A 26,329-nucleotide genomic window follows, 5' to 3' on the forward strand; every position below is an offset into this window, starting at 1 on the left:
GGTTGTGCTTGAAGCGGTCAAGGAATTGCCCCCCTTTGGACGTATGAAAGTTAAAGGTCACGGATTATGCCACGACCAGCGGGTTTGGGTGCCGCTCGTCATACTTGCCGATGATTCAGTGCGACTTATGTGCAAAAGCCGTTGCGCAGCCAAGCGGGTAACATAGCCGGTTAATATGGCACTTCAACGGCCAGTTGTTGCCAGATCGGTGTCATAGCAAGTCGATTGTCCGGGAAACCCGCGTTATGCAAACCGCCTATACCGTTCTTATCCTGCTGATGCTGGTCAGCGTTTCGCGCCTTGTCGGGCGCATTGTTCCCCTGCCGTTGCCCTTGGTGCAGATCGCCGCCGGCGCCTTGCTGGCCTGGCCTACGCTGGGGTTGCACGTGGCGCTGGACCCGGAGCTGTTCCTGTTTTTGTTCCTGCCGCCGTTGCTGTTCTCCGATGGCTGGCGCATGCCCAAGCGCGAATTGTGGCGGCTCAGAGGCCCGATCCTTACGCTGGCGGTGGGGCTGGTGCTATTTACCGTGGTGGGCGCCGGTTACTTCATCCATTGGATATTGCCCACGATCCCGTTGCCGGTGGCCTTCGCCTTGGCGGCCGTATTGTCCCCGACTGACGCCGTGGCGGTGTCGGCCATTTCCCAAAATCGCCTGCCAAAACCTTTGATGCATATGCTTCAAGGCGAGGCATTGATGAATGATGCCTCGGGCCTGGTGACCTTCAAGTTCGCCCTGGCGGCGGCGTTGACCGGCGTGTTTTCCCTGGCCGATGCCAGCCTGACTTTTGTGCTGGTAGCGGTGGGCGGCCTTGCGGTAGGCGTGGCGCTGAGCTGGTTGGTCGGCCGTTTACGCGCCTGGATGATTGCCCGTGGCTGGGACGACCCGGCCACCCACGTGGTGTTTATGTTGCTGCTGCCGTTCGCAGCCTACGTGCTGGCCGAGCGCCTGGGTGCATCCGGCATCCTGTCGGCGGTGGCGGCGGGCATGATGCAAAGCTGGCTCGACTTGCTGCCACGCCAGACCAGCACGCGCTTGCTCAACCGCAGTGTGTGGTCGCTGCTGGAGTTTGCGTTTAATGGCCTGATCTTCCTGCTACTGGGCCTGCAACTGCCGGACATCATCAAGGCCGTGGTCAGTCACGAACCGACACTGTGGCCAACGCTGTTGTATCGCTGCCTGGATGTGGTTGCGATCTTCCTGGTGCTGGTGGTGCTGCGCTTTATCTGGGTGCAAAGCATCTGGCGTTTGTCGGGCCTGTTACGGCGGCTGCGTGGGAAAAGCGAGCTGACACTCGTGCCTACGGCCCGGTCCTGCTGGCTATTGACCGTGGGTGGCGTGCGCGGTGCGGTCACTTTGGCGGGTGTGATGTCGGTGCCTTTATTGCTGGCGCCTGGCCAGGATTTTCCCGAGCGCGACCTGCTGATCTTTATCGCCGCCGGCGTGATCCTGCTGTCGCTGGTGGCCGCCTGCATTGCGTTGCCGCTGCTATTGCGTGGCATCGAGCAGAGCCCCGATGAAAAGCGCCATAACGAAGTGCGTGAGGCGTGGAAAAAAACCGCCGTAGCCGCCATCCACGCGCTGGAAGCGGACGAGCCTGCCGAAACCGAAACCCCAGACGCCGCCCAGGCAGCACTCGCGACCGAGCTAAAGGCGCGGCTGATGTCGGAATACCGTCATCAGTTGGAAGTATTCAACGATTCAGCCGAAGCCCAGGCACTGGCGCATCAGATGGACCTGCTTGAACGCAAATTGCGCCTCAAGGCCCTGCGCGCGCAGCGCTTGGAGTTGTACAGCCTGAGCCGTCATCACCAGATTGGTGATGACGTGTTGCGCGAGGTCTTGGCGGATCTGGATATGAGTGAGGCGAATCTGGGTGTGATGAAGTAGTTGTCCACACCGCGGTGCCTTAAGGTTTGGGGTACTGCTCGGCTATGAAAGACTTATCCAGTTCTGTCAATCGGGTGGGCCAAGGGATTGCCGGCTGCTTCCATAGTTCGTCTCTGGTGAAGCCGTAATGCATGATTGAGTTTCTATCGTATTTGGAGGCAGCGACGTTTTTTCCAGTGAGGCGCTGGAGAATGTCTTTATGGATGGCTTCATTCGATCCATGGCCTTTAAAGTGTCTGTAGATGGTTGGCGTATTAAAATCAATCGTTCTATTGGGGTGTTTATGTTCGTGATGCAACCCTAGGGCATGCCCGAACTCATGGGCTGCAATGGCTTCGAATCTTGGGTTGTCGTAAGGGTTTGGCAACACCATGGTCGGTAGGTAGAGGGGCACTTTTTGCGCGTCGGTTCCAAGTGCAGAGCTGCCTGATTGAGTCTCCCCATAGTCCAGCGCGATGCGTATATCTCCCTCTTCCCCTGAAACAAATTCAAAGGTCAGGTTGATATGCGACAGCCAAAGATTCGCCGCCTTTTTTATGTGCTCCAGTGCTTCTTCGTCGGCATCATAGACAGCAATCTTCAGCGTGGAATTTTGCGGCCAGTATTTGTCGGGTGCTGAAACAGCGCGGGTTTTTCTTGAGTGGGATTTATCCGGGGGCGCTTGATATATATCAATGTCGTGAGTGCGTGTGGAGGTGAAACCGAGAGTTGCTGTGCTCAGGTTTGTCATCGTGCCATGTCTACATTGTTCAAGACGTTAATGAACATTGAGTGGCACTTGTCGTTGATAGGATTCCACCGATTATCGTTTTTACGCAAATGGCTACTTATGCAGCGCAGTGTCGATCGTGTGGCGCTGCCCGCACTTTATCTACAGTGCGGGCATTGTGGGGGTGTTCAGCGACGGTTTATGAAGTCCCGAATCCGTTCCGCCGCTTCCACACACTCCGACAACGGCGCAACCAGCGCCAGGCGTACGCGACCGGCGCCAGGGTTGAAGCCGTCGACTTCGCGCGACAGGTACGAACCCGGCACTACGGTCACGTGTTCTTCCACGAACAAGTCACGGCAGAACGCGGCATCGTCGCCCTTCACATTCGGCCACAGATAGAAGCCGCCGTCTGGGGCTTGTACATCCAGCACCGGCTTGAGAATCGCCAGCACGGCGTCGAATTTCTCCCGATACATGTCACGGTTGGCCAATACGTGGGGCTCATCCTGCCAGGCAGCAATGCTGGCCAGTTGGGTTTGCACCGGCATCGCGCAGCCGTGATAGGTGCGGTACAGCAGGAAGGCCTTGAGGATATCGGCATCGCCGGCCACGAAGCCCGAGCGCAGGCCTGGCAGGTTGGAGCGCTTGGACAGGCTGTGGAACACCACGCAACGCTTGAAGTCCTGGCGGCCCAGTTCCACACAGGCGCTGAGCAGGCCTGGCGGCGGGGTTTGTTCGTCGAAGTACAGCTCGCTGTAGCACTCGTCGGCGGCGATCACGAAGTCATATTCGTCGGCCAGGGCGATGAGCTTTTTCAGGGTCTCGACCGGGATCAGCGCGCCGGTCGGGTTGCCGGGTGAGCACAGGAACAGGATCTGGCAGCGTTTCCAGATGTCTGGCGAAACGGCGTCGAAGTCCGGGTTGAAACCATTGCTGTCCAGGCACGGCAGGTAATGCGGCTTGGCCCCGGCCAGGAACGCAGCGCCTTCATAGATCTGATAGAACGGGTTGGGGCTGACCACCAGTGCATCGTCAGCGCGGTTGACCACGGTTTGGGTGAAGGCAAACAGCGCCTCGCGGGTGCCGTTGACCGGCAAAATGTTGCGCGCCGGGTCGAGCCAACCTTTGGGCACGTTGAAGCGCCGTTCGCACCAGGCGCCGATGGCCTCGCGCAGGGCCGGGATGCCCAGGGTGGTCGGGTACACCGCCATCTGGTCGAGGTTATCCGCCAGGGCCTTGGCTACGAAGGCCGGGGATTTGTGCTTCGGCTCGCCGATGGACAGCGCGATCGGGCGCTTATCCGGGTTCGGTGTAACGCTGCCGAGCAGGGCGCGCAGTTTTTCGAACGGGTAGGGCTGGAGCTGGTTCAGGGCGTTGTTCATGTAAGCCTCGATCAAGATGAGTGCGGCCTTTTGTGGGAGCTGGCTTGCCTGCGATCACATCGCTGCGGTGTACCAGATGCACCGCGGCGCCCGCATCGCAGGCAAGCCAGCTCCCACAGGGACCGTGCCCACTGGGAAGTTAAAAATCAAATGGTCAGTCTGGTCAGCTCGACACCCGGTTCCTGGCTCACGCTCAATTGCTGCACGATGGCTTCCTGCAAGCGCAGGCACAGCTGCGGGTCGGACAGCGGCTGGTTGTCGGCGTCGGTAATGAAGAACACGTCTTCCACGCGTTCCCCCAGGGTCGCAATCTTGGCGTTTTGCAGCGACAGGTCGAACTCCAGGAAGATCCCGCCGATGCGCGCCAGCAAGCCTGGGCGGTCCGGTGCGCTGAGTTCCAGCACGGTCACTGGGCGCTGGGCGTCGTTGGAAATGGTCACCTGGGGCGCAAACGCAAAGTGCTTGAGCTGGCGCGGCACCCGGCGCTGGATGATGGTTGGGTAGTCATCAGGGTTGCGCAGGGCCTCGGTAAGGCCTTCGCGGATCTTTTTCACGCGCACCGGGTTGTCGCCGATCGAGTCACCGTCGGTGTCGAGCACAATGTAGGTGTCGAGGGTGAACTGGCTGCTGGAGGTGATAACCCGCGCATCATGGATGTTCAGGTTGAGCTGGTCCATGGCGGCCACGGTCACGGCGAAGAAGTCGTGCTGGTCCGGCGCGTAGATGAAGATCTGCGTGCCGCCCTCGAATTCGCGCTGGGTGGTTTCCTTGATCAGCACCAGTGGGCCGCCGTCGGCCGGCTGTTGCAGGATCGCGTCACTGTGCCAGGCCACGTCGCCGGCGGTGTGGCGCAGGAAGTAATCATCGCCCAGTTGCGACCATAGCTGCTCGACGTCATCCGGGTCGTTGCCGCCGCGCACGAGGATATCCAGGGCCGCGCTTTGGGTGCGGCGGATCTGCTCCTCGCGGTCCACCGGGTTTTCCAGGCCACGGCGCAGCGCGCGCTTGGTCTCGGTGTAGAGCTGGCGCAACAGGCTGGCGCGCCAGGAATTCCACAGTGTCGGGTTGGTGGCGTTGATGTCGGAGACGGTCAGCACGTAAAGATAGTCGAGGCGGGTTTCATCACCGACGATCCCGGCAAAGTCGTGGATCACCTGCGGGTCGGAGAGGTCCTTGCGCTGCGCGGTCGTCGACATCACCAGGTGGTTCTGCACCAGCCACACGATCAGGCGGCTGTCCCACTGCGGCAATTGGTGGCGCTGGCAGAAGGCTTCGGCATCGACCGCGCCGACTTCAGAGTGGTCGCCATGCCGGCCTTTGCCGATGTCGTGGTACAGGCCGGCCAGATAGATCAGTTCGGGTTTGGGTAGCTTGGCCATGAGTTTACTGGCCAGCGGGAATTTTTCTGACACCTGGGTGTACTGCAACTTGCGCAGGTGTTTGATCAAATTGAGGGTGTGGGCGTCGACGGTATAGATGTGGAACAGATCGTGCTGCATCTGCCCGACGATAAAGCCGAACTCCGGCAGGTAGCGGCCGAGGATGCCGTAACGGTTCATGCGCCGCAGGTTGCGGTGAATGCCGATCTTGCACTTGAACAGTTCGATAAACAGGCTGGTGTTACGGATGTCGTTGCGAAAATCATCGTCGATCAGGTGACGGTTTTCCCGCAGCAGGCGGATGGTATCGGCGCGCACGCCTTTGATTTCCGGCTGCTGGGCCATCAGCACAAAGATTTCCAGCATGGCGAACGGCGTGCGACGGAACACATTGTCGTTGCGCGCCTCGATATAGCCGTCGTGCAGTTGGAAGCGCGAGTTGATCGGCTGCGGCGGGGCTTCGTCTTCCGGCGCCAGGATCACCTCTTCGAAGTGCTGGATGATCAGGTCGCTGAGCTGGGCAATGCTCATGACCACGCGGTAATACTGCTGCATGAAGCTTTCGATGCTGGTTTTCGCGTCCTCGCCTTCAAACCCCAGCAGGGTGGCGATGGAGCGCTGGTGGTCGAACAGCAGGCGGTCTTCGGAGCGCCCGGCGAGCATGTGCAGGGCGTAACGCACCTTCCACAGGAACTCCTGGGACGAGGCCAGCAGCGCATTTTCGCTCTCGACCAGAAAGCCTTCACCGGCCAAGGCGCGCAGGTTGAGGGTGCCGTACTGGCGGCGGGCCACCCATAAGATGGTCTGGATGTCGCGCAGCCCGCCCGGAGAGCCTTTGACGTTGGGTTCCAGGTTGTATTCGGTGTCGTTGTACTTGTGGTGCCGGGCTTTTTGCTCGGCACGCTTGGCCAGGAAAAACTCCTTGCTTGGCCACATATGCGCGGTGCTGGTGACCTCCAGCATGCGCTGGCGCAGGCGTTCCGGCCCGGCAATGGTGCGGCTTTCCATCAGGTTAGTGATGACGGTGAGGTCGGCGCGTGCCTCTTCGGCGCATTCGTCCACCGAGCGCACGCTCTGGCCGACCTCCAGGCCGATGTCCCACAACAGCGTCAGAAAACGCTCGATGGAATCGCGAAAGATCTCATGATCGGCACTGTCCAGCAGGATCAGCAGGTCGATGTCGGAGTAGGGGTGCAACTCACCTCGACCGTAGCCGCCGACCGCTACCAGGGCGATGTCGGCGTCTTCACTCCAACTGAACTGCTCCCAGGCCTTTTGCAGGATATTGTCGACGAACCAGGCGCGGTCCTCGATTAGCCGACGAATGTCCCGGCCGCTGCGAAAGCGCTCATCGAGCACCTCGCGGGCCTGGCGGATAGCCTTCTTGAAGGCGGCGATGGGGCTTGCCTTCAGGGCCAGTTCGGCCTGGAACTGGCCACGGTCGAAGAGTTCGGGGTCCACCTGGGGCATCGATCGGCTTTCCTATCTGTCTATTGAGTCAGTCACAACGGTGTAGCTGGAAAACCGAGGCAACCATCACGCCGAAACGCGAGGGATCGTGTCGTCTGCGCGCAGGGTGAAGATCTCGTAGCCGGTTTCGGTGACCAGCAGGGTATGTTCCCACTGGGCTGAGAGCTTGCGGTCCTTGGTGATGGCGGTCCAACCGTCGCCCAGCACCTTGGTGTCGGCTTTGCCCTGGTTGATCATTGGCTCGATGGTGAAGGTCATGCCTGCCTTGAGCTCCATGCCGGTGCCGGCGCGGCCGTAGTGCAGGATCTGTGGTTCTTCGTGGAATACGGTGCCGATACCGTGGCCGCAGAATTCGCGCACCACCGAAAAGCCGTTCTTTTCTGCGTGCTTCTGGATCACTTCACCGATATCGCCCAGGCGGCAACCAGGTTTTACGATCTCGATGGCCTTGTACATGCATTCCTGGGTGACCTGGGACAGGCGCTCAGCCCAGACCGGCACGTTGCCGACGTGGAACATACGGCTGGTATCGCCGAAATAGCGGTCCTTGATCACGGTGACGTCGATGTTCAGGGTGTCGCCGTCCTTCAACGGCTTGTCGCCTGGAATCCCGTGGCAGACCACGTGGTTGACCGAGGTGCAGATCGATTTGGGGAAGCCCTTATAGTTCAGTGGGGCAGGGATGGCCTTTTGCACGTTGACTATATAGTCGTGGCAGATCTGGTTCAGAGTGTCGGTGGTGACGCCTGGCTTGACATGCTCGGCAATCATTTCCAGCACGTCGGCAGCCAGTTTGCCGGCAATGCGCATGCCGGCGATGTCTTCGGCGGTTTTCAAACTAACGGTCATACAGGCTCTCTCTAGCGCGACGCGCTGAAATCAATACGGTTTACGGGCGTGCGACAAATGGTTACGAAATTCGCACAAGCCTCAAAAAACGCGATTCTAACAGACGATGGCGTCAAATCATGATCCTCTGATAATCGCATCTCTCTATAGAGTAGGGGTATGTCGGCTCTATTCAAGGGGTTACACGAACACGGTTGCTGGCAAATGTGATTGCGGGTTTCGTTTTCGTCCTTCGTGTGGTATAAAATGCGCCGCTTTCCGGGGATACCCCGCAAAGCTTAAATCCACACACGTGTCGACACGATGACCTGGGTGCCGGAGGCCTTGATGCCGCTGGTTGGTCATTGGGATACGTGGAGGCCAAACCCGACTTATTAAGGAACTATCATGTCCCAAGTCAACATGCGCGATATGCTGAAGGCCGGTGTGCACTTCGGTCACCAGACCCGTTACTGGAACCCGAAAATGGGTAAATACATTTTCGGCGCGCGTAACAAGATCCACATTATCAACCTTGAAAAAACCCTGCCAATGTTCAACGAAGCTCTGACTTTCGTAGAGCGTCTGGCCCAGGGCAAAAACAAGATCCTGTTCGTCGGCACCAAGCGTTCCGCTGGCAAGATCGTTGCTGAAGAAGCAGCACGTTGCGGTTCGCCGTACGTCGATCACCGCTGGTTGGGCGGCATGCTGACCAACTTCAAAACCATCCGTGCTTCCATCAAGCGTCTGCGTGACCTTGAAGTGCAAGCCGAAGACGGTACTTTCGCCAAGCTGACCAAGAAAGAAGCGCTGATGCGCTCCCGTGACCTGGAAAAGCTCGATCGTTCCCTGGGTGGTATCAAGGACATGGGCGGTCTGCCTGACGCACTGTTCGTTATCGACGTTGATCACGAGCGCATCGCGATCACCGAAGCCAACAAGCTGGGCATCCCTGTTATCGGCGTAGTCGATACCAACAGCAGCCCGGAAGGCGTTGACTACATCATCCCAGGCAACGATGACGCAATCCGCGCTATCCAGCTGTACATGGGTTCGATGGCTGACGCTGTAATCCGTGGTCGCAACCACGTTGCTGGTGGTACCGAGCAGTTCGTTGAAGAAGCTCCGGTAGCTGCCGCTGAGTAATTAGCGCCCTGGCGTTGACTCAGTAAGCAAAAAGGGGGCTTGGCCCCCTTTTTGCCACCTCGAAAACCATTTGTCGGCAGCGCAGCTACAACTTCTGTAACGTGCAGCGGCCTACAAGGGTGATTCGGGAAGAATTGATCGCCCGTTTGATCGGGTGGAATGGTTGAAAACCTATCCAAGAGGATTTTGAAATGGCAGAGATTACTGCAGCGTTGGTTAAAGAACTGCGTGAGCGTACCGGCGAAGGCATGATGGATTGCAAAAAGGCCTTGACCAAGGCTGGCGGCGACATCGAAAAAGCCATTGATGACATGCGTGCTTCCGGCGCCATCAAGGCTGCCAAGAAAGCAGGCAACGTTGCTGCTGAAGGCGCTATCGCTCTGGTTGAAGACGGCAAGGCTGCCGTTCTGCTGGAAGTGAACTCCCAGACCGACTTCCTGGCTCTGCAGGACGACTTCAAGGCATTCGTTGCTGCCAGCGTCAAGAAAGCATTCGACGACAAGCTCACTACCGTTGAGCCGTTGATCGAAGCTCAAGAAGCTGATCGCCTGGTACTGGTCGGCAAGGTTGGCGAAAACGTCAACATCCGTCGCCTGGCCCGCATTGAAGGCGATGTGGTTGGTGGTTACCTGCACGGTAACAAAATCGGCGTCGTGGTTGCCCTGAAAGGCGGCGACGTTGAGCTGGCAAAAGACATCGCTATGCACGTAGCGGCCAGCAACCCGGAATTCCTGCTGCCATCGGAAGTGTCCGCTGACGCAATCGAACGCGAAAAAGCCGTGTTCCTGAGCCTCAACGCTGACAAGATCGCCGGCAAGCCGGAAAACATCGTTGAAAACATGATCAAAGGCCGTATCAGCAAGTTCCTGGCTGAAGCGAGCCTGGTTGAGCAGGCGTTCGTCAAGAACCCTGAAATCAAGGTTGGCGAACTGGCCAAGAAAGCCGGTGCTGAAATCGTTTCCTTCACCTACTACAAAGTAGGCGAGGGCATCGAGAAGCCGGTCGACAACTTCGCTGAAGAAGTTGCTGCCCAGCTGGCTGCCGCCAAGCAATAAGACAGTTTTCAACTGTCGCCGAAAGAGGCTGCCCGCTCACGCGCGCAGCCTCTTTTCAAATGGGAAGGCCAATTTTTATTTGGCTTCCTTTCGGAACTGGCTTACAAAGCCGTGTTCCGATGGCGCTGTGATAGCGTCCAGCTAGAGTGAACGCAAGCCGTAAACGGCTCGCCAAGAATTTTTAAAAAATACGCCGCAGGAGAGATTCGCAATGGCTCAGCAGGGCAGTGGTTATCAGGCTCGCTATAAACGCATTCTACTCAAGCTCAGCGGCGAGGCCCTGATGGGCTCGGAAGAGTTCGGGATCGATCCCAAGGTGCTCGACCGCATGGCGCTCGAAGTCGGCCAACTGGTCGGCATCGGCGTTCAAGTCGGCCTGGTGATTGGCGGCGGTAACCTGTTCCGTGGCGCGGCACTGAGTGCTGCCGGTATGGACCGGGTCACTGGCGACCACATGGGCATGCTGGCCACTGTGATGAACGCCCTGGCCATGCGCGACGCCCTGGAGCGCGCCAATATCTCGGCCATCGTGATGTCGGCTATTTCCATGGTTGGCGTGACTGATCATTATGATCGTCGCAAAGCCATGCGCCACCTGAACGCCAAGGAAGTCGTGATCTTTGCCGCAGGCACGGGTAACCCGTTCTTCACGACCGATTCGGCTGCCTGCCTGCGTGCCATCGAAATCGATGCTGACGTGGTGCTCAAGGCCACCAAGGTAGACGGCGTCTATACTGCCGACCCATTCAAAGACCCGCATGCCGAGAAGTTCGATCATCTGACCTACGATGAAGTGCTGGATCGCAAGCTGGGTGTGATGGACCTGACGGCTATTTGCCTGTGCCGCGACCACAAGATGCCGCTGCGCGTATTTAACATGAACAAGCCCGGCGCCCTGCTGAATATCGTACACGGCGGCGCGGAAGGGACTCTGATCGAGGAAGGCCAACAATGATCAACGAAATCAAGAAAGACGCTCAAGAGCGTATGCAGAAATCCCTGGAGTCTCTGGCCCATGCATTTGGCCAGATTCGTACCGGCAAGGCTCACCCAAGCATCCTGGGTAGTGTGATGGTGCCGTACTACGGCGCAGATACCTCCATCACCCAGGTGGCCAACATCACCGTAAAAGACTCGCGCACCCTGCAAGTCGTGGCTTTTGAGCGCAACATGCTCGGCGCTGTCGACAAAGCCATCCAGAGCGCTGGCTTGAACCTCAACCCGACCAACCTGGGCGAGTTGTTGCTGATCTCCATGCCGGCCCTGACCGAAGAAACCCGTAAGGGCTTCACCAAGCAGGCGAGCGCTGCGGCTGAGGATGCACGGGTTGCCATGCGAAACATTCGCCGTGATGCCATGGGTGAGCTGAAGAAGCTGGTCAAGGATAAAGAAATCAGTGAAGACGAAGAGCGTCGTGCTGCTGCTGATATCGACAAGCTGATCAAGGATTTCGAAGGCAAGATCACCAAGGCCTTCGAGGAGAAAGAAAAGGACCTGATGGCCGTATAAGGGGTCAGGACACCTTCATGGAAAAGACCAAGCAGACTGTGCCCTCTGTGGTGCCGCGCCATGTCGCGATTATCATGGATGGGAATAATCGCTGGGCGAAAAAACGCTTTATGCCGGGTGTCGCCGGGCATAAAGCGGGTGTCGATGCAGTGCGCGCGGTGATTGAGGTATGTGCCGAGGCCAAGGTCGAAGTGTTGACCCTGTTTGCCTTCTCCAGTGAGAACTGGCAACGGCCGGCCGAAGAAGTCAGCGCCTTGATGGACCTGTTCTTCAAGGCTTTGCGTCGTGAGGCCAAGCGCCTCAACGACAACAACATCAGCCTGCGTATCATCGGTGACCGTTCGCGGTTTCATCCGGAGCTGCAGGCGGCCATGCGCGAAGCTGAAGCCATCACCGCTGGCAGCAACCGTTTTGTACTGCAGATCGCGGCCAACTATGGCGGCCAGTGGGATATCGCCCAGGCCGCGCAGCGCCTGGCTCGCGAGGTACAGGCCGGGCACCTGCGGCCCGACGACATCACGCCCGAATTGTTGCAAACCTGCCTGGTGACCGGTGACCTGCCGTTGCCGGACCTGTGTATCCGCACCGGTGGCGAGCACCGCATCAGCAACTTCCTGTTGTGGCAGTTGGCCTACACCGAGCTGTACTTCTCCGACCTGTTCTGGCCGGACTTCAAACACGATGCCATGCGTAATGCACTGGCCGATTTCGCTTCCCGTCAGCGCCGCTTCGGTAAAACGAGCGAGCAGATCGAAGCTGGAGCCCGGGTTTAAATGCTTAAACAACGAATCATCACCGCACTGATCCTGCTGCCGATCGCCTTGTGTGGGTTTTTCCTGCTCGACGGTTCCGGCTTTGCGCTGTTTATCGGCGTGGTCGTGACCCTGGGTGCCTGGGAGTGGGCGCGTCTGGCGGGCTTTAATGCGCAATTGCCACGCGTGGTCTACGCCGCTGTTGTAGCGCTGTTGCTGTTTCTGATGCATACCCTGTCGAGCATCGTGGTGCCTTGGGTATTGGGCGCTGCGGTGCTGTGGTGGGCGCTCGCGACCTTCCTGGTGCTGACCTTTCCGCGCACCAGTGGCCAGTGGTCCAGTGTTGCCAGCAAATTGGTGATTGGCTTGTTGATTTTGCTGCCGGCCTGGCAAGGCCTGGTGGAAATCAAGAATGCACCGATGGGCAACTGGCTGATCATGGCGGTGATGGTATTGGTGTGGGGCGCCGATATTGGCGCCTACTTCTCTGGTCGCGCCTTCGGCAAGCGCAAGCTGGCCCCGGCTGTCAGTCCTGGCAAGAGCTGGGAAGGCGTCTACGGCGGCTTGGCGTTGACCTTGCTGATCACGCTCGTAGTGGGTGTTGTGCGCGACTGGTCGGTGAAGGAAATACTCCTGGCCCTGCTGGGTACGGCGGTCGTGGTGTTCATCTCGGTGGTGGGCGACCTGACTGAAAGCATGTTCAAGCGCCAGGCCGGGATCAAGGACAGCAGCAACCTGCTGCCGGGCCATGGCGGCGTGCTGGATCGTATCGATAGCCTTACCGCTGCTATCCCGATCTTTGCAGTGCTGTTGTGGATGACGGCTTCGTGAGCCGCCTGCAACAGGTGACCGTGTTGGGTGCAACCGGCTCGGTGGGGTTGAGCACCCTGGATGTGATCGCTCGCCATCCTGACCGTTATCAGGTGTTTGCCTTGACCGGGTTCACCCGTTTGGCCGAGCTGCTGGCCCTGTGCGTGCGTCATACGCCGCGCTTTGCCGTAGTGCCTGAAGTGGCGGCAGCACGTGGCTTGCAGCAACAGTTGCAGGCTGCCGGGCTGGCTACGCAGGTGCTGGTGGGTGAGGAAGGGCTGTGCCAGGTGTCGGCCGATGCCGAGGTGGACACCGTGGTGGCGGCCATCGTCGGCGCAGCGGGTTTGCGCCCGACGCTGGCAGCGGTGGGTGCCGGCAAGAAGATCCTGCTGGCCAATAAAGAAGCGCTGGTGATGTCCGGCACGCTCTTTATGCAGGCAGTACGCAAGAGCGGCGCAGTGTTGCTGCCCCTCGACAGCGAACACAACGCAATCTTCCAGTGCATGCCCGGTGATTTTGCCCGCGGCTTGAGCCAGGTGGGTGTACGACGGATTCTTCTTACGGCATCCGGTGGCCCGTTCCGGCAAACTCCACTGGCTGATCTGGAGCACGTGTCGCCTGATCAGGCCTGTGCACACCCGAACTGGTCCATGGGGCGCAAGATTTCCGTGGACTCGGCGAGCATGATGAACAAAGGCCTGGAGTTGATCGAGGCGTGCTGGTTGTTCGACGCTCGGCCGGATCAGGTTGAAGTGGTGATCCATCCGCAAAGTGTGATTCATTCCCTGGTCGACTATGTGGACGGCTCGGTGCTGGCGCAGTTGGGTAACCCGGACATGCGCACGCCGATCGCCAATGCCCTGGCCTGGCCGGAGCGGATTGACTCGGGGGTCGCGCCGTTGGACCTGTTCGCCATTGCGCGCCTGGACTTCGAGGCGCCGGACGAACAACGCTTCCCGTGCCTGCGTTTGGCGCGGCAAGCAGCAGAGGCGGGCAACAGTGCGCCGGCGATGCTTAATGCGGCTAACGAGGTGGCTGTGGCGGCGTTTCTGGACGGGCGTATTCGCTTCCCGCAGATCCCGAGTATCATCGAGGAAGTTTTGAGCCTTGAGCCCGTTGTGGCAGTGGAAGATTTGGGTGCAGTGTTCGAGGCCGATGCAAAGGCCCGTGCCCTGGCCGAGCAATGGTTGAACCGCAACGCGCGTTAGCCTGTGGGCAGGTTTGAGCCTTCAGGCACTGGATTGGAATGCGGAGAAATTAGATGAGTGCGCTCTACATGATTGTCGGCACCCTGGTTGCTCTGGGTGTGCTGGTCACCTTCCACGAATTCGGCCACTTTTGGGTGGCGCGTCGTTGCGGCGTCAAGGTACTGCGTTTTTCCGTCGGTTTCGGCATGCCGTTGCTGCGTTGGCACGATCGTCGTGGCACCGAATTCGTAATTGCGGCCATTCCGCTGGGTGGCTACGTCAAAATGCTCGATGAGCGTGAAGGCGAAGTGCCGGCTGATCAATTGGACCAGTCCTTCAATCGCAAGACCGTTCGTCAGCGTATCGCGATTGTGGCTGCCGGTCCGATCGCCAACTTCCTCTTGGCGATAGTGTTCTTCTGGGTCTTGGCCATGATGGGCAGCCAGCAGGTGCGCCCGGTCATCGGCGCGGTCGAAGCGGACAGCATGGCGGCCAAGGCAGGCCTGGTCGCAGGGCAGGAAATTGTTTCCATTGATGGCGAACCGACCACAGGGTGGGGCGCGGTCAATTTACAGCTGGTGCGCCGCATGGGTGAAAGCGGCACCATTAATGTGGTGGTGCGCGAACAGGATTCCACCGCCGAGACGCCTCGCGCCCTGGCCCTGGATCACTGGCTCAAGGGCGCAGATGAGCCTGATCCGATCAAGTCGCTGGGGATTCGGCCTTGGCGCCCGGCCTTGCCGCCGGTACTGGCCGAGTTGGATTCGAAAGGCCCGGCGCAAGCCGCAGGTCTGAAAACCGGCGATCGTTTGTTGGCCCTTGATGGCCAGGCGCTGGGCGACTGGCAGCAAGTGGTTGATCTGGTGCGTGTACGCCCTGATACCAAAATTGTGCTGAAAGTTGAGCGCGATGGTGCTCAAATCGACGTCCCTGTGACCCTGGCGGTACGCGGGGAAGCCAAGGCCGCTGGGGGCTACCTGGGTGCCGGGGTGAAAGGTGTCGACTGGCCACCCTCGATGGTGCGGGAGGTCAGCTTCGGGCCGTTGGCGGCGATTGGCGAGGGTGCAAAACGCACTTGGACCATGAGTGTGCTGACCCTCGAATCGCTCAAGAAAATGTTGTTCGGCGAGCTCTCGGTAAAAAACTTGAGTGGACCGATAACCATTGCTAAAGTGGCGGGCGCTTCTGCCCAGTCGGGTGTCGCGGATTTCCTGAATTTCCTGGCTTATCTGAGTATTAGCCTTGGAGTTCTGAATTTGCTGCCCATTCCAGTATTGGATGGGGGGCATCTGTTGTTTTATCTGGTCGAGTGGGTGCGTGGTCGCCCCTTGTCGGATCGGGTGCAGGGTTGGGGGATACAGATCGGTATCAGTTTGGTGGTTGGAGTGATGTTGTTAGCTCTGGTCAACGATCTGGGACGACTGTAACGCTTCGCTGAATTGCGAATCTGCCGCATTTTGCGGCAGTTTGTTTATTGCCAGTTGGAATAAGAAAGGACTTCATGAAACGTCTGCTGCTAACTGCGGTTCTCACCGTATTGATGATCGCCGAAGTTCACGCCGAGTCCTTCACTATCTCCGATATTCGCGTCAACGGCCTCCAGCGGGTTTCCGCCGGTAGCGTCTTTGGTGCCTTGCCGTTGAACGTCGGGGAACAGGCGGATGATCGTCGCCTGGTGGAATCCACTCGTGCGCTGTTCAAAACCGGGTTCTTTCAAGATATCCAACTGGGTCGCGAAGGTAACGTCCTGGTCATCACTGTCGTTGAGCGACCTTCCGTCGCCAGTATCGAGATCGAGGGTAACAAGGCGATCTCCACTGAAGACTTGATGAAGGGTCTCAAGCAATCCGGCCTGGCCGAAGGCGAGATCTTCCAGCGCGCCACCCTCGAGGGTGTGCGTAACGAACTGCAACGTCAGTACGTCGCCCAGGGTCGCTATTCCGCGTCCGTGGAAACCGAAGTGATTCCGCAGCCTCGTAACCGTGTTGGCCTCAAGGTCAAGATCAATGAAGGCACCGTGGCGGCGATCCAGCACATCAACGTGGTGGGGAACACCAAGTTTGCTGATGACGACCTGATCGACCTGTTCGAACTCAAGACCACCAACTGGCTGTCGTTCTTCAAGAACGATGACAAGTACGCCCGTGAAAAACTCTCCGGTGACCTGGAACGTCTGCGTTCCTACTACCTGGACCGTGGCTATATCAACATGGATATCGCTTCGACCCAGGTGTCCATCACCCCGGACAAGAAACACGTCTACATCACCGTCAACGTCAACGAAGGTGAGAAATACACCGTGCGTGACGTCAAGCTCAGCGGCGACCTGAAAGTCCCTGAAGACCAGGTGAAGTCGCTGTTGCTGGTGCAGAAAGACCAGGTGTTCTCGCGCAAGCTGATGACCACCACGTCCGAACTGATCACCCGTCGCCTGGGTAACGAAGGCTATACCTTCGCCAACGTCAACGGCGTGCCGACCCCGCACGACGAAGACCACACCGTGGACATCACCTTCGTTGTCGACCCAGGCAAGCGTGCCTACGTGAACCGCATCAACTTCCGTGGCAACACCAAGTCTGCGGACGAAGTGCTGCGTCGTGAGATGCGTCAGATGGAAGGTGGCTGGGCGTCGACTTACCTGATCGACCAGTCCAAGACCCGTCTTGAGCGCCTGGGCTTCTTTAAGGAAGTCAACGTCGAAACCCCGGCCGTACCGGGTGTGGATGACCAGGTTGACGTGAACTACGCCGTTGAAGAACAGGCCTCGGGTTCGATCACTGCCAGCGTCGGTTTTGCACAGAGTGCCGGTCTGATCCTCGGTGGTTCGATCACCCAGAACAACTTCCTCGGTACCGGTAACAAGGTCTCCATCGGCCTGACCCGAAGCGAATACCAGAGCCGCTATAACTTCGGTTATGTCGACCCCTACTGGACAGCTGACGGTGTGAGCCTGGGCTACAACGCCTTCTACCGCACCACCGACTACAAAGACCTGAACGTTGACGTTGCCAGCTACGCGATCGACAGCCTCGGCGCCGGTGTCAACATCGGTTACCCGATCAGCGAGACTTCGCGTCTGACCTTCGGTTTTACTGCGCAACAGGACAAAATCAAGACCGGTGTGTACACCACGGATGAGATTTTCGACTTCGTGCGCCGTGAAGGTGACCAGTTCCTGAACTTCAAGGCGTCGGTTGGCTGGTCGGAATCGACCCTGAACAAAGGTGTGCTGGCGACACGTGGCCATTCCCAAAGCCTGACTGCTGAAGCCACCACGCCGGGCAGCGACCTGTCGTTCTTCAAGCTCGACTACCGTGGCCAGTTGTTCCAGCCGCTGAGCGACAACTACACCGTGCGCCTGCACACCGAATTGGGTTATGGCGACGGTTATGGTTCGACCAGTGGTCTGCCGTTCTATGAGAACTACTATGCAGGCGGTTTCAACTCGGTTCGTGGCTTCAAGGACAGTACCTTGGGCCCGCGTGGTACGCCGAGTCGTGGTCAAGCGGTAACCGGTAACCAAGGCACGCTCCCTGACTCCAACAATGACGCTCTGGCATTCGGTGGTAACGTACTGATCCAGGGTGGTGCCGAGCTTCTGTTCCCGCTGCCATTCGTCAAGGATCAGCGTTCGCTGCGTACTTCGGTCTTCTGGGACGTGGGTAACGTGTTTGACTCCAAGTGCCAACAGGTCAACAACCCGACTCCTGGTTCTGTGTCCAACACCCAGTGCAATGACGTCAGTCTGACCAACCTCGCCAGTTCCGTAGGTGTAGGTGTGACGTGGGTGACTGCACTTGGCCCATTGAGCTTTGCTCTGGCCATGCCGATCAAGAAACCGGATAACGCTGAAACCCAGATTTTCCAATTCTCCCTCGGCCAGACGTTCTAAGCGTCTGACCCAAGATAACGACAACGGATTCTGTAGGAGTACATCGTGCGTAAGTTGACTCAATTGGTTCTGCTGGCCACCGTGCTGGTAACCACCCCGGCCTTCGCCGAAATGAAAATCGCCGTCCTGAACTATCAGATGGCCCTGCTGGAATCCGACGCGGCCAAGCGTTACGCCGTGGATGCCGAGAAGAAGTTCGGTCCGCAACTGACCAAGCTCAAGACTCTGGAAAGCAGTGCCAAGGGTATCCAGGATCGTCTGGTAGCCGGTGGCGACAAAATGCAGCAAGGCGAGCGTGAGCGTCTGGAGCTTGAATTCAAGCAAAAGGCCCGCGACTACCAGTTCCAGTCCAAGGAGCTGAACGAAGCCAAAGCCGTTGCTGACCGTGAAATGCTCAAGCAGCTCAAGCCTAAGCTCGACAGCGCCGTGGAAGAAGTCATCAAGAAAGGTGCCTTTGACCTGGTGTTCGAGCGCGGCGCCGTGATTGACGTCAAGCCTCAATACGACATCACCCGCCAGGTGATCGAGCGCATGAACCAGCTGAAGTAAGCCATGACCGCGACTATCAAGCTCGGCGAGTTGGCCGAGTTCCTGGGGGCCACCTTGCGTGGCTCCAAGGAGAAAGAAATTACTGGGCTAGCCACCTTGCAGGAGGCTGGCCCAGCTCAGTTGAGCTTCCTCGCAAATCCCCAATACCGTAAATACCTGGTCGACAGCCAAGCCGCAGCCGTGTTGCTGAAGGCCGCTGACGCCGAAGGGTTTACCGGGGATGCGCTGGTGGTTGCCGACCCTTACCTGGCGTATGCCCGGGCGTCGCACCTGTTCGATCCGAAACCCAGGGCGGCGGCTGGTATTCACCCGTCGGCCGTGATTGCCGATGATGCCCAGGTTGACCCTGCGGCCAGCATTGGCGCGTTTGCCGTGATCGAGAGTGGTGCGCGCATTGCTGCCGGTGTCACGGTGGGGGCTCATTGCTTTATCGGTGCGCGCTGCGAAATCGGCGCCGATGGTTGGCTGGCGCCTCGCGTCACCCTTTACCACGACGTGCGTATTGGTGAGCGGGTTGTCATTCAGTCAGGCGCAGTGATCGGTGGCGAAGGTTTCGGTTTTGCCAACGCCAAAGGCATCTGGCACAAAATTGCCCAGGTCGGCGGCGTATTGATCGGCGACGACGTGGAAATCGGTGTCAACACCGCTGTGGATCGCGGGGCCTTGGCCGATACCGTACTCGGTAACGGCGTGAAGCTCGACAACCAGATCCAGATCGCCCACAACGTGCAGATTGGCGATCACACCGCCATGGCGGCGTGCGTGGGTATCTCCGGCAGTACCAAGATCGGCAAGCATTGCATGCTCGCCGGTGGCGTTGGGCTGGTGGGGCATATTGAAGTTTGCGACAACGTCTTCATCACCGGCATGACCATGGTGACCCACTCGATTACCGAGCCGGGTGCCTACTCTTCCGGTACGGCCATGCAGCCTGCGGCTGAATGGCGAAAAAGTGCGGCACGTTTGCGCAAGATCGACGACATGGCCCGACGCCTCAAGCAGGTCGAAAAGCGTGTCGAGGACGTGACCCCTGGCGGTAATGCTTCATCAGAAGGCTGATACCATTTCCATATCAAGTGTGCACAGCCGCTAGACTGCCTCCTTGATTTGCTAGCGGGGCGTGCGTTTAGTTCGCCCGCCCCCAATCTTTATTACAGGCTTCCCCCCGAAATGATGGACATCAACGAGATTCGCGAATACCTGCCTCACCGTTACCCGTTCCTGCTGGTGGACCGTGTAGTGGACCTCAATGTCGAGGAAAAGCGCATTCGTGCCTACAAGAATGTCAGCATCAACGAACCGTTCTTCAATGGTCACTTCCCCGCGCATCCGATCATGCCGGGCGTGCTGATTATCGAAGCGATGGCCCAGGCTGCCGGTATCCTTGGTTTCAAAATGCTCGACCTCAAGCCTGCCGACGGCACGCTTTACTATTTCGTGGGCTCCGACAAACTGCGCTTTCGCAACCCGGTCACCCCGGGTGACCAGTTGATCCTGGAAGCCAAGTTCATCAGCTGCAAGCGCCAGATCTGGAAGTTCGAATGCCAGGCCTCGGTGGACGGCAAGCCGGTGTGTTCCGCTGAGATCATCTGTGCGGAACGCAAACTATGAGTTTGATTGACCCTCGCGCAATCATCGATCCGTCGGCCGTTCTGGCCGCCGACGTTGAGGTCGGCCCTTGGTCGATCATCGGCGCAGGTGTTGAAATCGGCGAGGGGACTGTCATCGGGCCACACGTGATCCTCAAAGGTCCGACCCGCATTGGCAAACACAATCGTATCTACCAGTTTTCCTCGGTAGGCGAAGACACCCCGGACATGAAGTACAAGGGTGAAGAAACACGCCTGGTAATCGGTGATCACAACATCATCCGTGAAGGTGTGACCATTCACCGTGGCACTGTGCAGGATCGTGCCGAAACCACGTTGGGTGATCACAATCTGATCATGGCCTATGCGCATATCGGCCATGACAGTGTGATCGGCAACCATTGCATCCTGGTCAACAACACGGCGCTGGCCGGCCATGTGCACGTTGACGATTGGGCGATCCTGTCCGGCTTCACCCTGGTCCACCAGTACTGCCATATCGGCGCCCACAGCTTTTCCGGCATGGGCACAGCGATTGGCAAGGATGTTCCGGCATTTGTCACGGTGTTCGGCAACCCTGCCGAAGCCCGCAGCATGAACTTCGAAGGCATGCGCCGTCGCGGTTTCAGTGAAGACGCGATTCACGCTCTGCGCCGCGCCTATAAGACGGTTTACCGTCAGGGGCTGACGGTTGAGCAGGCACTGACTGAACTGACCGAGCCAGCAGCGTTGTTCCCGGAAGTCGCGGTGTTCCGCGACTCTATCCAGGCATCGACGCGCGGCATCACCCGCTGATCATGGCTACTCTGCGTATTGCGCTGGTGGCCGGTGAAGCTTCCGGCGATATCCTGGGCGCTGGGCTGATGCGGGCGCTCAAGGCCCAGCATCCAGCGGTGGAGTTTATTGGCGTGGGCGGCCCGCTCATGCAGGCCGAAGGTCTGACATCCTACTTTCCCATGGAGCGCCTGTCGGTCATGGGGCTGGTGGAGGTGCTGGGCCGCCTGCGTGAGTTGCTGGCACGCCGCAAGCTGCTGATTCAAACCCTGATCGAAGAAAAGCCCGACGTCTTTATTGGCATCGATGCGCCGGACTTCACCCTCAATATCGAACTCAAGTTGCGTCAGGCCGGCATCAAGACCGTGCATTACGTCAGCCCGTCCGTATGGGCGTGGCGGCAGAAGCGTGTGCTGAAGATCCGCGAAGGCTGCGACTTGATGCTGACCTTGCTGCCGTTCGAAGCCAGGTTCTACGAAGAGAAGGGCGTACCGGTGCGGTTTGTCGGGCATACCTTGGCCGACACCATCCCGCTACAAGCTGACCGCGCCGCCGCGCGCGCCCAGCTGGGCTTGCCTGACGGTCCGCTGGTGGCATTGATGCCAGGCAGTCGTGGCGGCGAAGTCGGGCGTCTGGCCAGTGTGTTTTTCGAGGCTGCCGAACGCCTTCAAGCCTTGAAGCCAGGCGTGCGTTTCGTATTACCTTGCGCCAGCCCGCAACGGCGTGCGCAAATCGAGACGTTGCTCGAAGGCCGCAATCTGCCGTTGACCTTGCTCGACGGCCAGTCGCACCTGGCTCTAGCCGCCTGTGATGCGGTATTGATTGCCTCGGGCACCGCGACCCTGGAGGCGCTGCTGTACAAACGCCCGATGGTCGTGGCTTATCGCCTGGCGCCGCTGACGTTCTGGATTCTCAAGCGCATGGTCAAGAGCCCTTACATCTCCTTGCCTAACCTGCTGGCCCAACGCCTGCTGGTACCGGAGTTGTTGCAGGACGATGCAACGCCCGAAGCCTTGGCACAAACCCTACTACCCTTGATCGACGGCGGCGAAGAGCAGACCCGTGGTTTTGACGACATCCACCGCACCCTGCGGCGTGATGCATCGAACCAGGCAGCCGATGCCGTACTGACCTTGATCGGGCAAAAACAGGACGCTTTATGACCACGCAAATGGGCCTGGATTTCAGTCTGGTCGCACACGCCGACGCACTGGTCGCCGGTGTGGATGAAGTGGGGCGTGGCCCGTTGTGTGGCGCGGTGGTGACGGCGGCGGTGATCCTCGACCCAAATCGCCCGATCCTCGGTCTCAATGACTCGAAAAAACTCACCGAAGCGCGCCGTGAAAAGCTCTACGACGAGATCTGCGAAAAAGCGTTGAGCTGGCACATCGCCCGGGCCGAAGTCGAAGAGATCGATGAGCTGAACATCCTTCACGCCACCATGCTGGCCATGCAGCGCGCCGTCGAAGGGCTGCACATCACACCGAAAATGGCGATGATCGACGGCAACCGCTGCCCCAAACTGGCGATGCCTTCAGAAGCCGTGGTCAAGGGGGATAGCAAGGTCCCGGCGATTGCCGCCGCCTCGATCCTGGCCAAAGTCAGCCGCGACCGCGAAATGGCGGCGTTTGAATTGATCTATCCGGGCTACGGCATCGGTGGTCATAAAGGTTACCCGACGCCCGTTCATCTGGAAGCCTTGGCTCGCCTGGGCCCGACGCCGATCCACCGTCGTTCGTTCGCCCCGGTCCGTCAGGCTTACGAGGCGCGTGAGAGTCTCAGCGAGGTTTAGTCGCGAGGCTGATGTTTTGCTCAAGGCCCGGTACAATCCCGGGCCTTGTTGTTTCTAAGTTTTTAGACAGGATCACTATGCCGGCTTCATTCGTTCACCTGCGCCTGCACACTGAATACTCCCTGGTCGACGGCCTGGTACGGATCAAACCGCTGGTCAAAACCCTGGTGGGCATGAACATGCCTGCGGTGGCGGTTACCGACCAGAACAACATGTGTTCCCTGGTCAAGTTTTACAAGAACGCCATGGGCGCCGGCATCAAGCCGATTTGCGGCGCCGACCTGTGGCTGTCGAACAAAGACCCGGATAACCCCCTGAGCCGCATCAGCCTGCTGGCGATGAATGGCGTGGGTTATCGCAACCTCACCGAATTGATCTCGCGCGGTTTTATCGACGGCCAGCGCAACGGCTCGATCATCATTGAGCGTGAGTGGGTGGCTGAGGCGAGTGAGGGCGTGATCATGCTCTCGGCCGCCAAAGAGGGCGAGATCGGTATCGCGCTGCTGGGCGGCAACCCCCAGGAAGCCGAAGTGTTGGCCCGCGAGTGGATGGACGTGTTTCCCGACCGCTTCTATCTGGAAGTCCAGCGCACCAATCGCCCCAATGACGAAGAACACCTGCACGCCGCCGTGGCCCTGGCCGACAAGCTGGGCGCGCCGCTGGTTGCGACCAACGATGTGCGCTTTATCAAGAAAGAAGATTTCGAGGCCCACGAAACCCGCGTGTGCATTGGCGAAGGCCGGGCACTGGATGACCCGCGCCGCTCCAAGAACTACAGCGAAGAGCAGTACCTCAAAAGCGCCGATGAAATGGCCGAGCTGTTCAGCGACCTGCCTGAGGCGCTGGAAAACTCGGTCGAAATCGCCAAACGCTGCAATATCGAAGTGAAGCTGGGCAAGCACTTTCTGCCCAACTTCCCGATTCCCGATGGCATGACCATCGATGAGTATTTCCGCAAGGTGTCGTTCGACGGTCTGGAAGAGCGATTGAGCGTTCTGCTGCCCAAGGACACCACCGAAGACTACGACGCCAAGCGCCAGGTCTACGTCGACCGGCTGAATTTCGAGCTGGATATCATTATCCAGATGGGGTTCCCCGGTTACTTCCTGATCGTAATGGACTTTATCCAGTGGGCCAAGAGCAACGGCGTGCCGGTAGGCCCAGGGCGGGGTTCGGGTGCCGGGTCGCTGGTGGCCTATGTGCAGAAGATCACCGACCTTGACCCGCTGGAATACGACCTGCTGTTCGAACGGTTCCTGAACCCGGAACGGGTTTCCATGCCCGACTTCGACGTCGACTTCTGCATGGACGGTCGCGACCGTGTGATCGAGTACGTGGCCGAGAAATACGGCCGCAATGCTGTGAGCCAGATCATCACCTTCGGTTCCATGGCGGCCAAGGCCGTAATCCGTGACGTGGCGCGGGTGCAAGGCAAGTCCTACGGTCTGGCGGACCGTCTATCGAAGATGATTCCGTTTGAAGTCGGCATGACGCTTGAGAAGGCTTACGAGCAGGAAGAAATCCTGCGCGACTTCATCAAGATCGATGAAGAAGCCGCCGAAATCTGGGACATGGCACGCAAACTCGAAGGCGTGGTGCGTAACGTCGGCAAACACGCCGGTGGTGTGGTGATTGCGCCAACCAAGCTCACCGACTTTTCGCCGATTTATTGCGATGAAGAAGGCGATGGCCTGGTCACCCAGTTCGATAAGGATGACGTGGAGGCAGCCGGCCTGGTGAAGTTCGACTTCCTCGGCCTGCGAACCCTGACGATCATCGACTGGGCGCTCAAGACCATTAACCGCGAGCGCGCCAAGGTCGACGAAGAACCGCTGGATATCGCGTTTATCCCGCTGGATGACAAACCTACCTACCAGCTGCTGCAAAAAGCCGAAACCACCGCGGTGTTCCAGCTTGAGTCGCGCGGCATGAAAGAGCTGATCAAAAAGCTCAAGCCCGACTGCCTGGAAGACTTGATCGCACTGGTGGCCTTGTTCCGCCCAGGCCCGCTGCAGTCGGGCATGGTGGATGACTTTATCAACCGTAAGCACGGCCGCGCCGAACTGGCGTACCCGCACTCCGATTACCAGTATGAAGGCCTAAAACCGGTACTGGCGCCGACCTACGGCATCATCCTGTATCAAGAACAGGTGATGCAGATTGCCCAGGTCATGGCCGGTTACACCCTTGGCGGTGCGGACATGCTGCGTCGCGCCATGGGTAAGAAAAAGCCCGAGGAAATGGCCAAGCAGCGCGGCGGTTTCATTGAGGGTTGCGCCACCAACAATATCGACGCGGACCTGGCCGGTAACATTTTCGACCTGGTAGAGAAGTTCGCCGGTTACGGCTTCAACAAATCCCACTCCGCCGCCTACGGCCTGGTGTCGTACCAGACCGCCTGGCTGAAAGCCCACTACCCGGCGCCGTTCATGGCGGCGGTACTCTCGGCGGATATGCACAACACCGACAAGGTCGTGACCTTGATCGAGGAAGTGCGCACCATGAAGCTGCGCCTCGACGCGCCGGACGTGAACGCCTCGGAGTTCAAGTTCACGGTGAACGACGAAGGCCGCATCATCTATGGCCTGGGCGCCATCAAGGGCGTGGGCGAAGGGCCGGTTGAAGCAATCACCGAAGCGCGTCAGCATGGGCCGTTCGAGGATTTGTTCGACTTCTGCGCACGGGTTGACCTCAAGCGCATCAACAAGCGCACCCTCGATGGTTTGATCCGCAGTGGCGCGCTCGATCGTCTCGGCCCGTATTTCCATGATGAACCGAAGGCTTACCAGGCGAACATCGACCGCAACCGGGCGGTGCTGCTCACAGCCATGGAAGAAGCGATCAAGGCCGCCGAACAGACCGCCCGCACCCATGACAGTGGCCACGCCGACCTGTTTGGCGGGCTGTTTGTCGAGGAAGATGCCGACGTTTATGCCAACCATCGCAAGGCCAAGGAGCTGACCCTCAAGGAGCGTCTCAAAGGTGAGAAAGACACCCTGGGCCTGTACCTGACCGGTCACCCGATCGACGAGTACGAAGGTGAAATACGCCGTTTCGCCCGTCAGCGCATCATCGACCTGAAGCCAGCGCGCGATACCCAGACCGTCGCCGGCATGATCATCGCCCTGCGCGTGATGAAAAATAAGAAGGGCGACAAGATGGGCTTTATCACCCTCGATGACCGCTCGGGCCGCATCGAGGCGTCGCTGTTTGCCGATGCGTTTCACTCCGCGCAGTCACTGCTGCAGACCGATGCCATGGTGGTGGTGGAAGGCGAGGTCAGCAACGATGACTTCTCCGGCGGCCTGCGCCTGCGGATCAAGCGGGTGATGAGCATGGAAGATGCGCGCACCAACCTGGCCGAAAGCCTGCGCTTGAAGGTCAAGACCGAAGCCCTTAAAGGCGATCAGCTACGCTGGTTGGGTGACTTGCTCAAACGTCACCGTGGCGCGTGCCCGGTGACCATGGAATACACCGGCAATGACGCCAAGGCGATGTTGCAGTTTGGTGAGACGTGGCGAATTGATCCCGCTGATGGCTTGATTCAAGCTTTGCGTGACCAGTTCGGGCGAGACAACGTCTTCCTCCAATACCGCTGACGGTCAGATACGTCT

General features: G+C 58.8%; 21 protein-coding genes. 17 read left to right on the top strand and 4 right to left on the bottom strand.

Annotated elements, in window-relative coordinates; all coding sequences use genetic code 11:
* The first annotated feature begins 245 nt into the window (after window positions 1-245).
* The gene (locus tag HBO23_RS02995) at window positions 246-1,889 is read left to right on the top strand and encodes a Na+/H+ antiporter (protein ID WP_170036453.1); all 1,644 of its coding nucleotides are present in this window, start codon (window positions 246-248) and stop codon (window positions 1,887-1,889) included.
* A gap of 19 nt (window positions 1,890-1,908) precedes the next feature.
* On the opposite strand, the gene HBO23_RS03000 is transcribed toward HBO23_RS02995, so the two are convergent.
* The 4 genes from HBO23_RS03000 to map all read right to left on the bottom strand — a co-directional run bounded on the left by HBO23_RS03000 (window position 1,909) and on the right by map (window position 7,681).
* Window positions 1,909-2,619 carry a M12 family metallopeptidase gene (locus tag HBO23_RS03000; RefSeq protein ID WP_099548552.1) on the bottom strand — a complete coding sequence of 237 codons (711 nt, stop codon included), beginning with the start codon at window positions 2,617-2,619 and terminating at the stop codon, window positions 1,909-1,911.
* Between the two features lie 167 nt (window positions 2,620-2,786).
* On the bottom strand, window positions 2,787-3,983 hold the full coding sequence (dapC, locus tag HBO23_RS03005; RefSeq protein WP_169985376.1) for a succinyldiaminopimelate transaminase: 1,197 nt from the start codon (window positions 3,981-3,983) through the stop codon (window positions 2,787-2,789).
* A gap of 146 nt (window positions 3,984-4,129) precedes the next feature.
* Entirely contained in the window at window positions 4,130-6,832 is a 2,703-nt protein-coding gene (locus HBO23_RS03010) for a [protein-PII] uridylyltransferase (RefSeq protein ID WP_017137139.1), read from the bottom strand.
* A 66-nt stretch (window positions 6,833-6,898) separates the two neighbouring features.
* Window positions 6,899-7,681 carry a type I methionyl aminopeptidase gene (map, locus tag HBO23_RS03015; protein ID WP_017137140.1) on the bottom strand — a complete coding sequence of 261 codons (783 nt, stop codon included), beginning with the start codon at window positions 7,679-7,681 and terminating at the stop codon, window positions 6,899-6,901.
* 387 nt (window positions 7,682-8,068) lie between these two features.
* On the opposite strand from map, the gene rpsB reads away from it, so the two are divergent.
* The 16 genes from rpsB to dnaE all read left to right on the top strand — a co-directional run bounded on the left by rpsB (window position 8,069) and on the right by dnaE (window position 26,314).
* A complete protein-coding gene (rpsB, locus tag HBO23_RS03020) occupies window positions 8,069-8,806 on the top strand; it encodes a 30S ribosomal protein S2 (RefSeq protein ID WP_003189158.1) in 738 nt (245 codons plus the stop codon).
* Window positions 8,807-8,997: 191 nt separating this feature from the next.
* On the top strand, window positions 8,998-9,861 hold the full coding sequence (gene tsf / locus HBO23_RS03025; protein ID WP_053254736.1) for a translation elongation factor Ts: 864 nt from the start codon (window positions 8,998-9,000) through the stop codon (window positions 9,859-9,861).
* 211 nt (window positions 9,862-10,072) lie between these two features.
* Window positions 10,073-10,816, top strand: a complete 744-nt coding sequence (pyrH, locus tag HBO23_RS03030) for a UMP kinase (protein WP_003172271.1) — start codon at window positions 10,073-10,075, stop codon at window positions 10,814-10,816.
* On the top strand, window positions 10,813-11,370 hold the full coding sequence (gene frr, locus HBO23_RS03035) for a ribosome recycling factor (protein WP_017137142.1): 558 nt from the start codon (window positions 10,813-10,815) through the stop codon (window positions 11,368-11,370). Before pyrH ends, frr begins: the two co-directional genes overlap by 4 nt.
* Before the next feature lie 17 nt (window positions 11,371-11,387).
* The gene (gene uppS / locus HBO23_RS03040) at window positions 11,388-12,143 is read left to right on the top strand and encodes a polyprenyl diphosphate synthase (RefSeq protein WP_017137143.1); all 756 of its coding nucleotides are present in this window, start codon (window positions 11,388-11,390) and stop codon (window positions 12,141-12,143) included.
* Window positions 12,144-12,953, top strand: a complete 810-nt coding sequence (locus HBO23_RS03045) for a phosphatidate cytidylyltransferase (protein ID WP_170036455.1) — start codon at window positions 12,144-12,146, stop codon at window positions 12,951-12,953. It begins immediately after the preceding gene.
* Complete coding sequence (ispC, locus tag HBO23_RS03050; RefSeq protein WP_170036457.1) at window positions 12,950-14,140, top strand: 1-deoxy-D-xylulose-5-phosphate reductoisomerase; 1,191 nt, start codon at window positions 12,950-12,952, stop codon at window positions 14,138-14,140. The genes HBO23_RS03045 and ispC overlap by 4 nt, the downstream gene beginning before the upstream one ends.
* Window positions 14,141-14,193: 53 nt before the next feature.
* Window positions 14,194-15,546 carry a sigma E protease regulator RseP gene (gene rseP / locus HBO23_RS03055; protein WP_170036460.1) on the top strand — a complete coding sequence of 451 codons (1,353 nt, stop codon included), beginning with the start codon at window positions 14,194-14,196 and terminating at the stop codon, window positions 15,544-15,546.
* Window positions 15,547-15,620: 74 nt separating this feature from the next.
* Window positions 15,621-18,011 (top strand): outer membrane protein assembly factor BamA, encoded by a 2,391-nt coding sequence (gene bamA / locus HBO23_RS03060; protein ID WP_017137147.1) that lies wholly within the window; start codon window positions 15,621-15,623, stop codon window positions 18,009-18,011.
* Window positions 18,012-18,056: 45 nt separating this feature from the next.
* Window positions 18,057-18,560, top strand: coding sequence for an OmpH family outer membrane protein (locus HBO23_RS03065; protein WP_003189173.1), 504 nt, complete (start codon window positions 18,057-18,059; stop codon window positions 18,558-18,560).
* Between the two features lie 3 nt (window positions 18,561-18,563).
* Complete coding sequence (lpxD, locus tag HBO23_RS03070; protein WP_099548556.1) at window positions 18,564-19,619, top strand: UDP-3-O-(3-hydroxymyristoyl)glucosamine N-acyltransferase; 1,056 nt, start codon at window positions 18,564-18,566, stop codon at window positions 19,617-19,619.
* A 111-nt stretch (window positions 19,620-19,730) separates the two neighbouring features.
* Window positions 19,731-20,171, top strand: coding sequence for a 3-hydroxyacyl-ACP dehydratase FabZ (fabZ, locus tag HBO23_RS03075; RefSeq protein WP_003172281.1), 441 nt, complete (start codon window positions 19,731-19,733; stop codon window positions 20,169-20,171).
* Window positions 20,168-20,944, top strand: coding sequence for an acyl-ACP--UDP-N-acetylglucosamine O-acyltransferase (gene lpxA / locus HBO23_RS03080; RefSeq protein WP_017137149.1), 777 nt, complete (start codon window positions 20,168-20,170; stop codon window positions 20,942-20,944). The genes fabZ and lpxA overlap by 4 nt, the downstream gene beginning before the upstream one ends.
* Before the next feature lie 2 nt (window positions 20,945-20,946).
* Window positions 20,947-22,086: a lipid-A-disaccharide synthase gene (gene lpxB / locus HBO23_RS03085; RefSeq protein WP_099548557.1), complete on the top strand. Its 1,140-nt coding sequence runs from the start codon at window positions 20,947-20,949 to the stop codon at window positions 22,084-22,086.
* Entirely contained in the window at window positions 22,083-22,715 is a 633-nt protein-coding gene (rnhB, locus tag HBO23_RS03090; protein WP_017137151.1) for a ribonuclease HII, read from the top strand. Before lpxB ends, rnhB begins: the two co-directional genes overlap by 4 nt.
* A gap of 77 nt (window positions 22,716-22,792) precedes the next feature.
* Window positions 22,793-26,314, top strand: coding sequence for a DNA polymerase III subunit alpha (gene dnaE, locus HBO23_RS03095; RefSeq protein WP_017137152.1), 3,522 nt, complete (start codon window positions 22,793-22,795; stop codon window positions 26,312-26,314).
* Window positions 26,315-26,329: the final 15 nt, after the last annotated feature.

The sequence above is a fragment of the Pseudomonas sp. WS 5532 genome (genome assembly GCF_012985445.1).
Classification (GTDB): domain Bacteria; phylum Pseudomonadota; class Gammaproteobacteria; order Pseudomonadales; family Pseudomonadaceae; genus Aquipseudomonas; species Aquipseudomonas edaphica.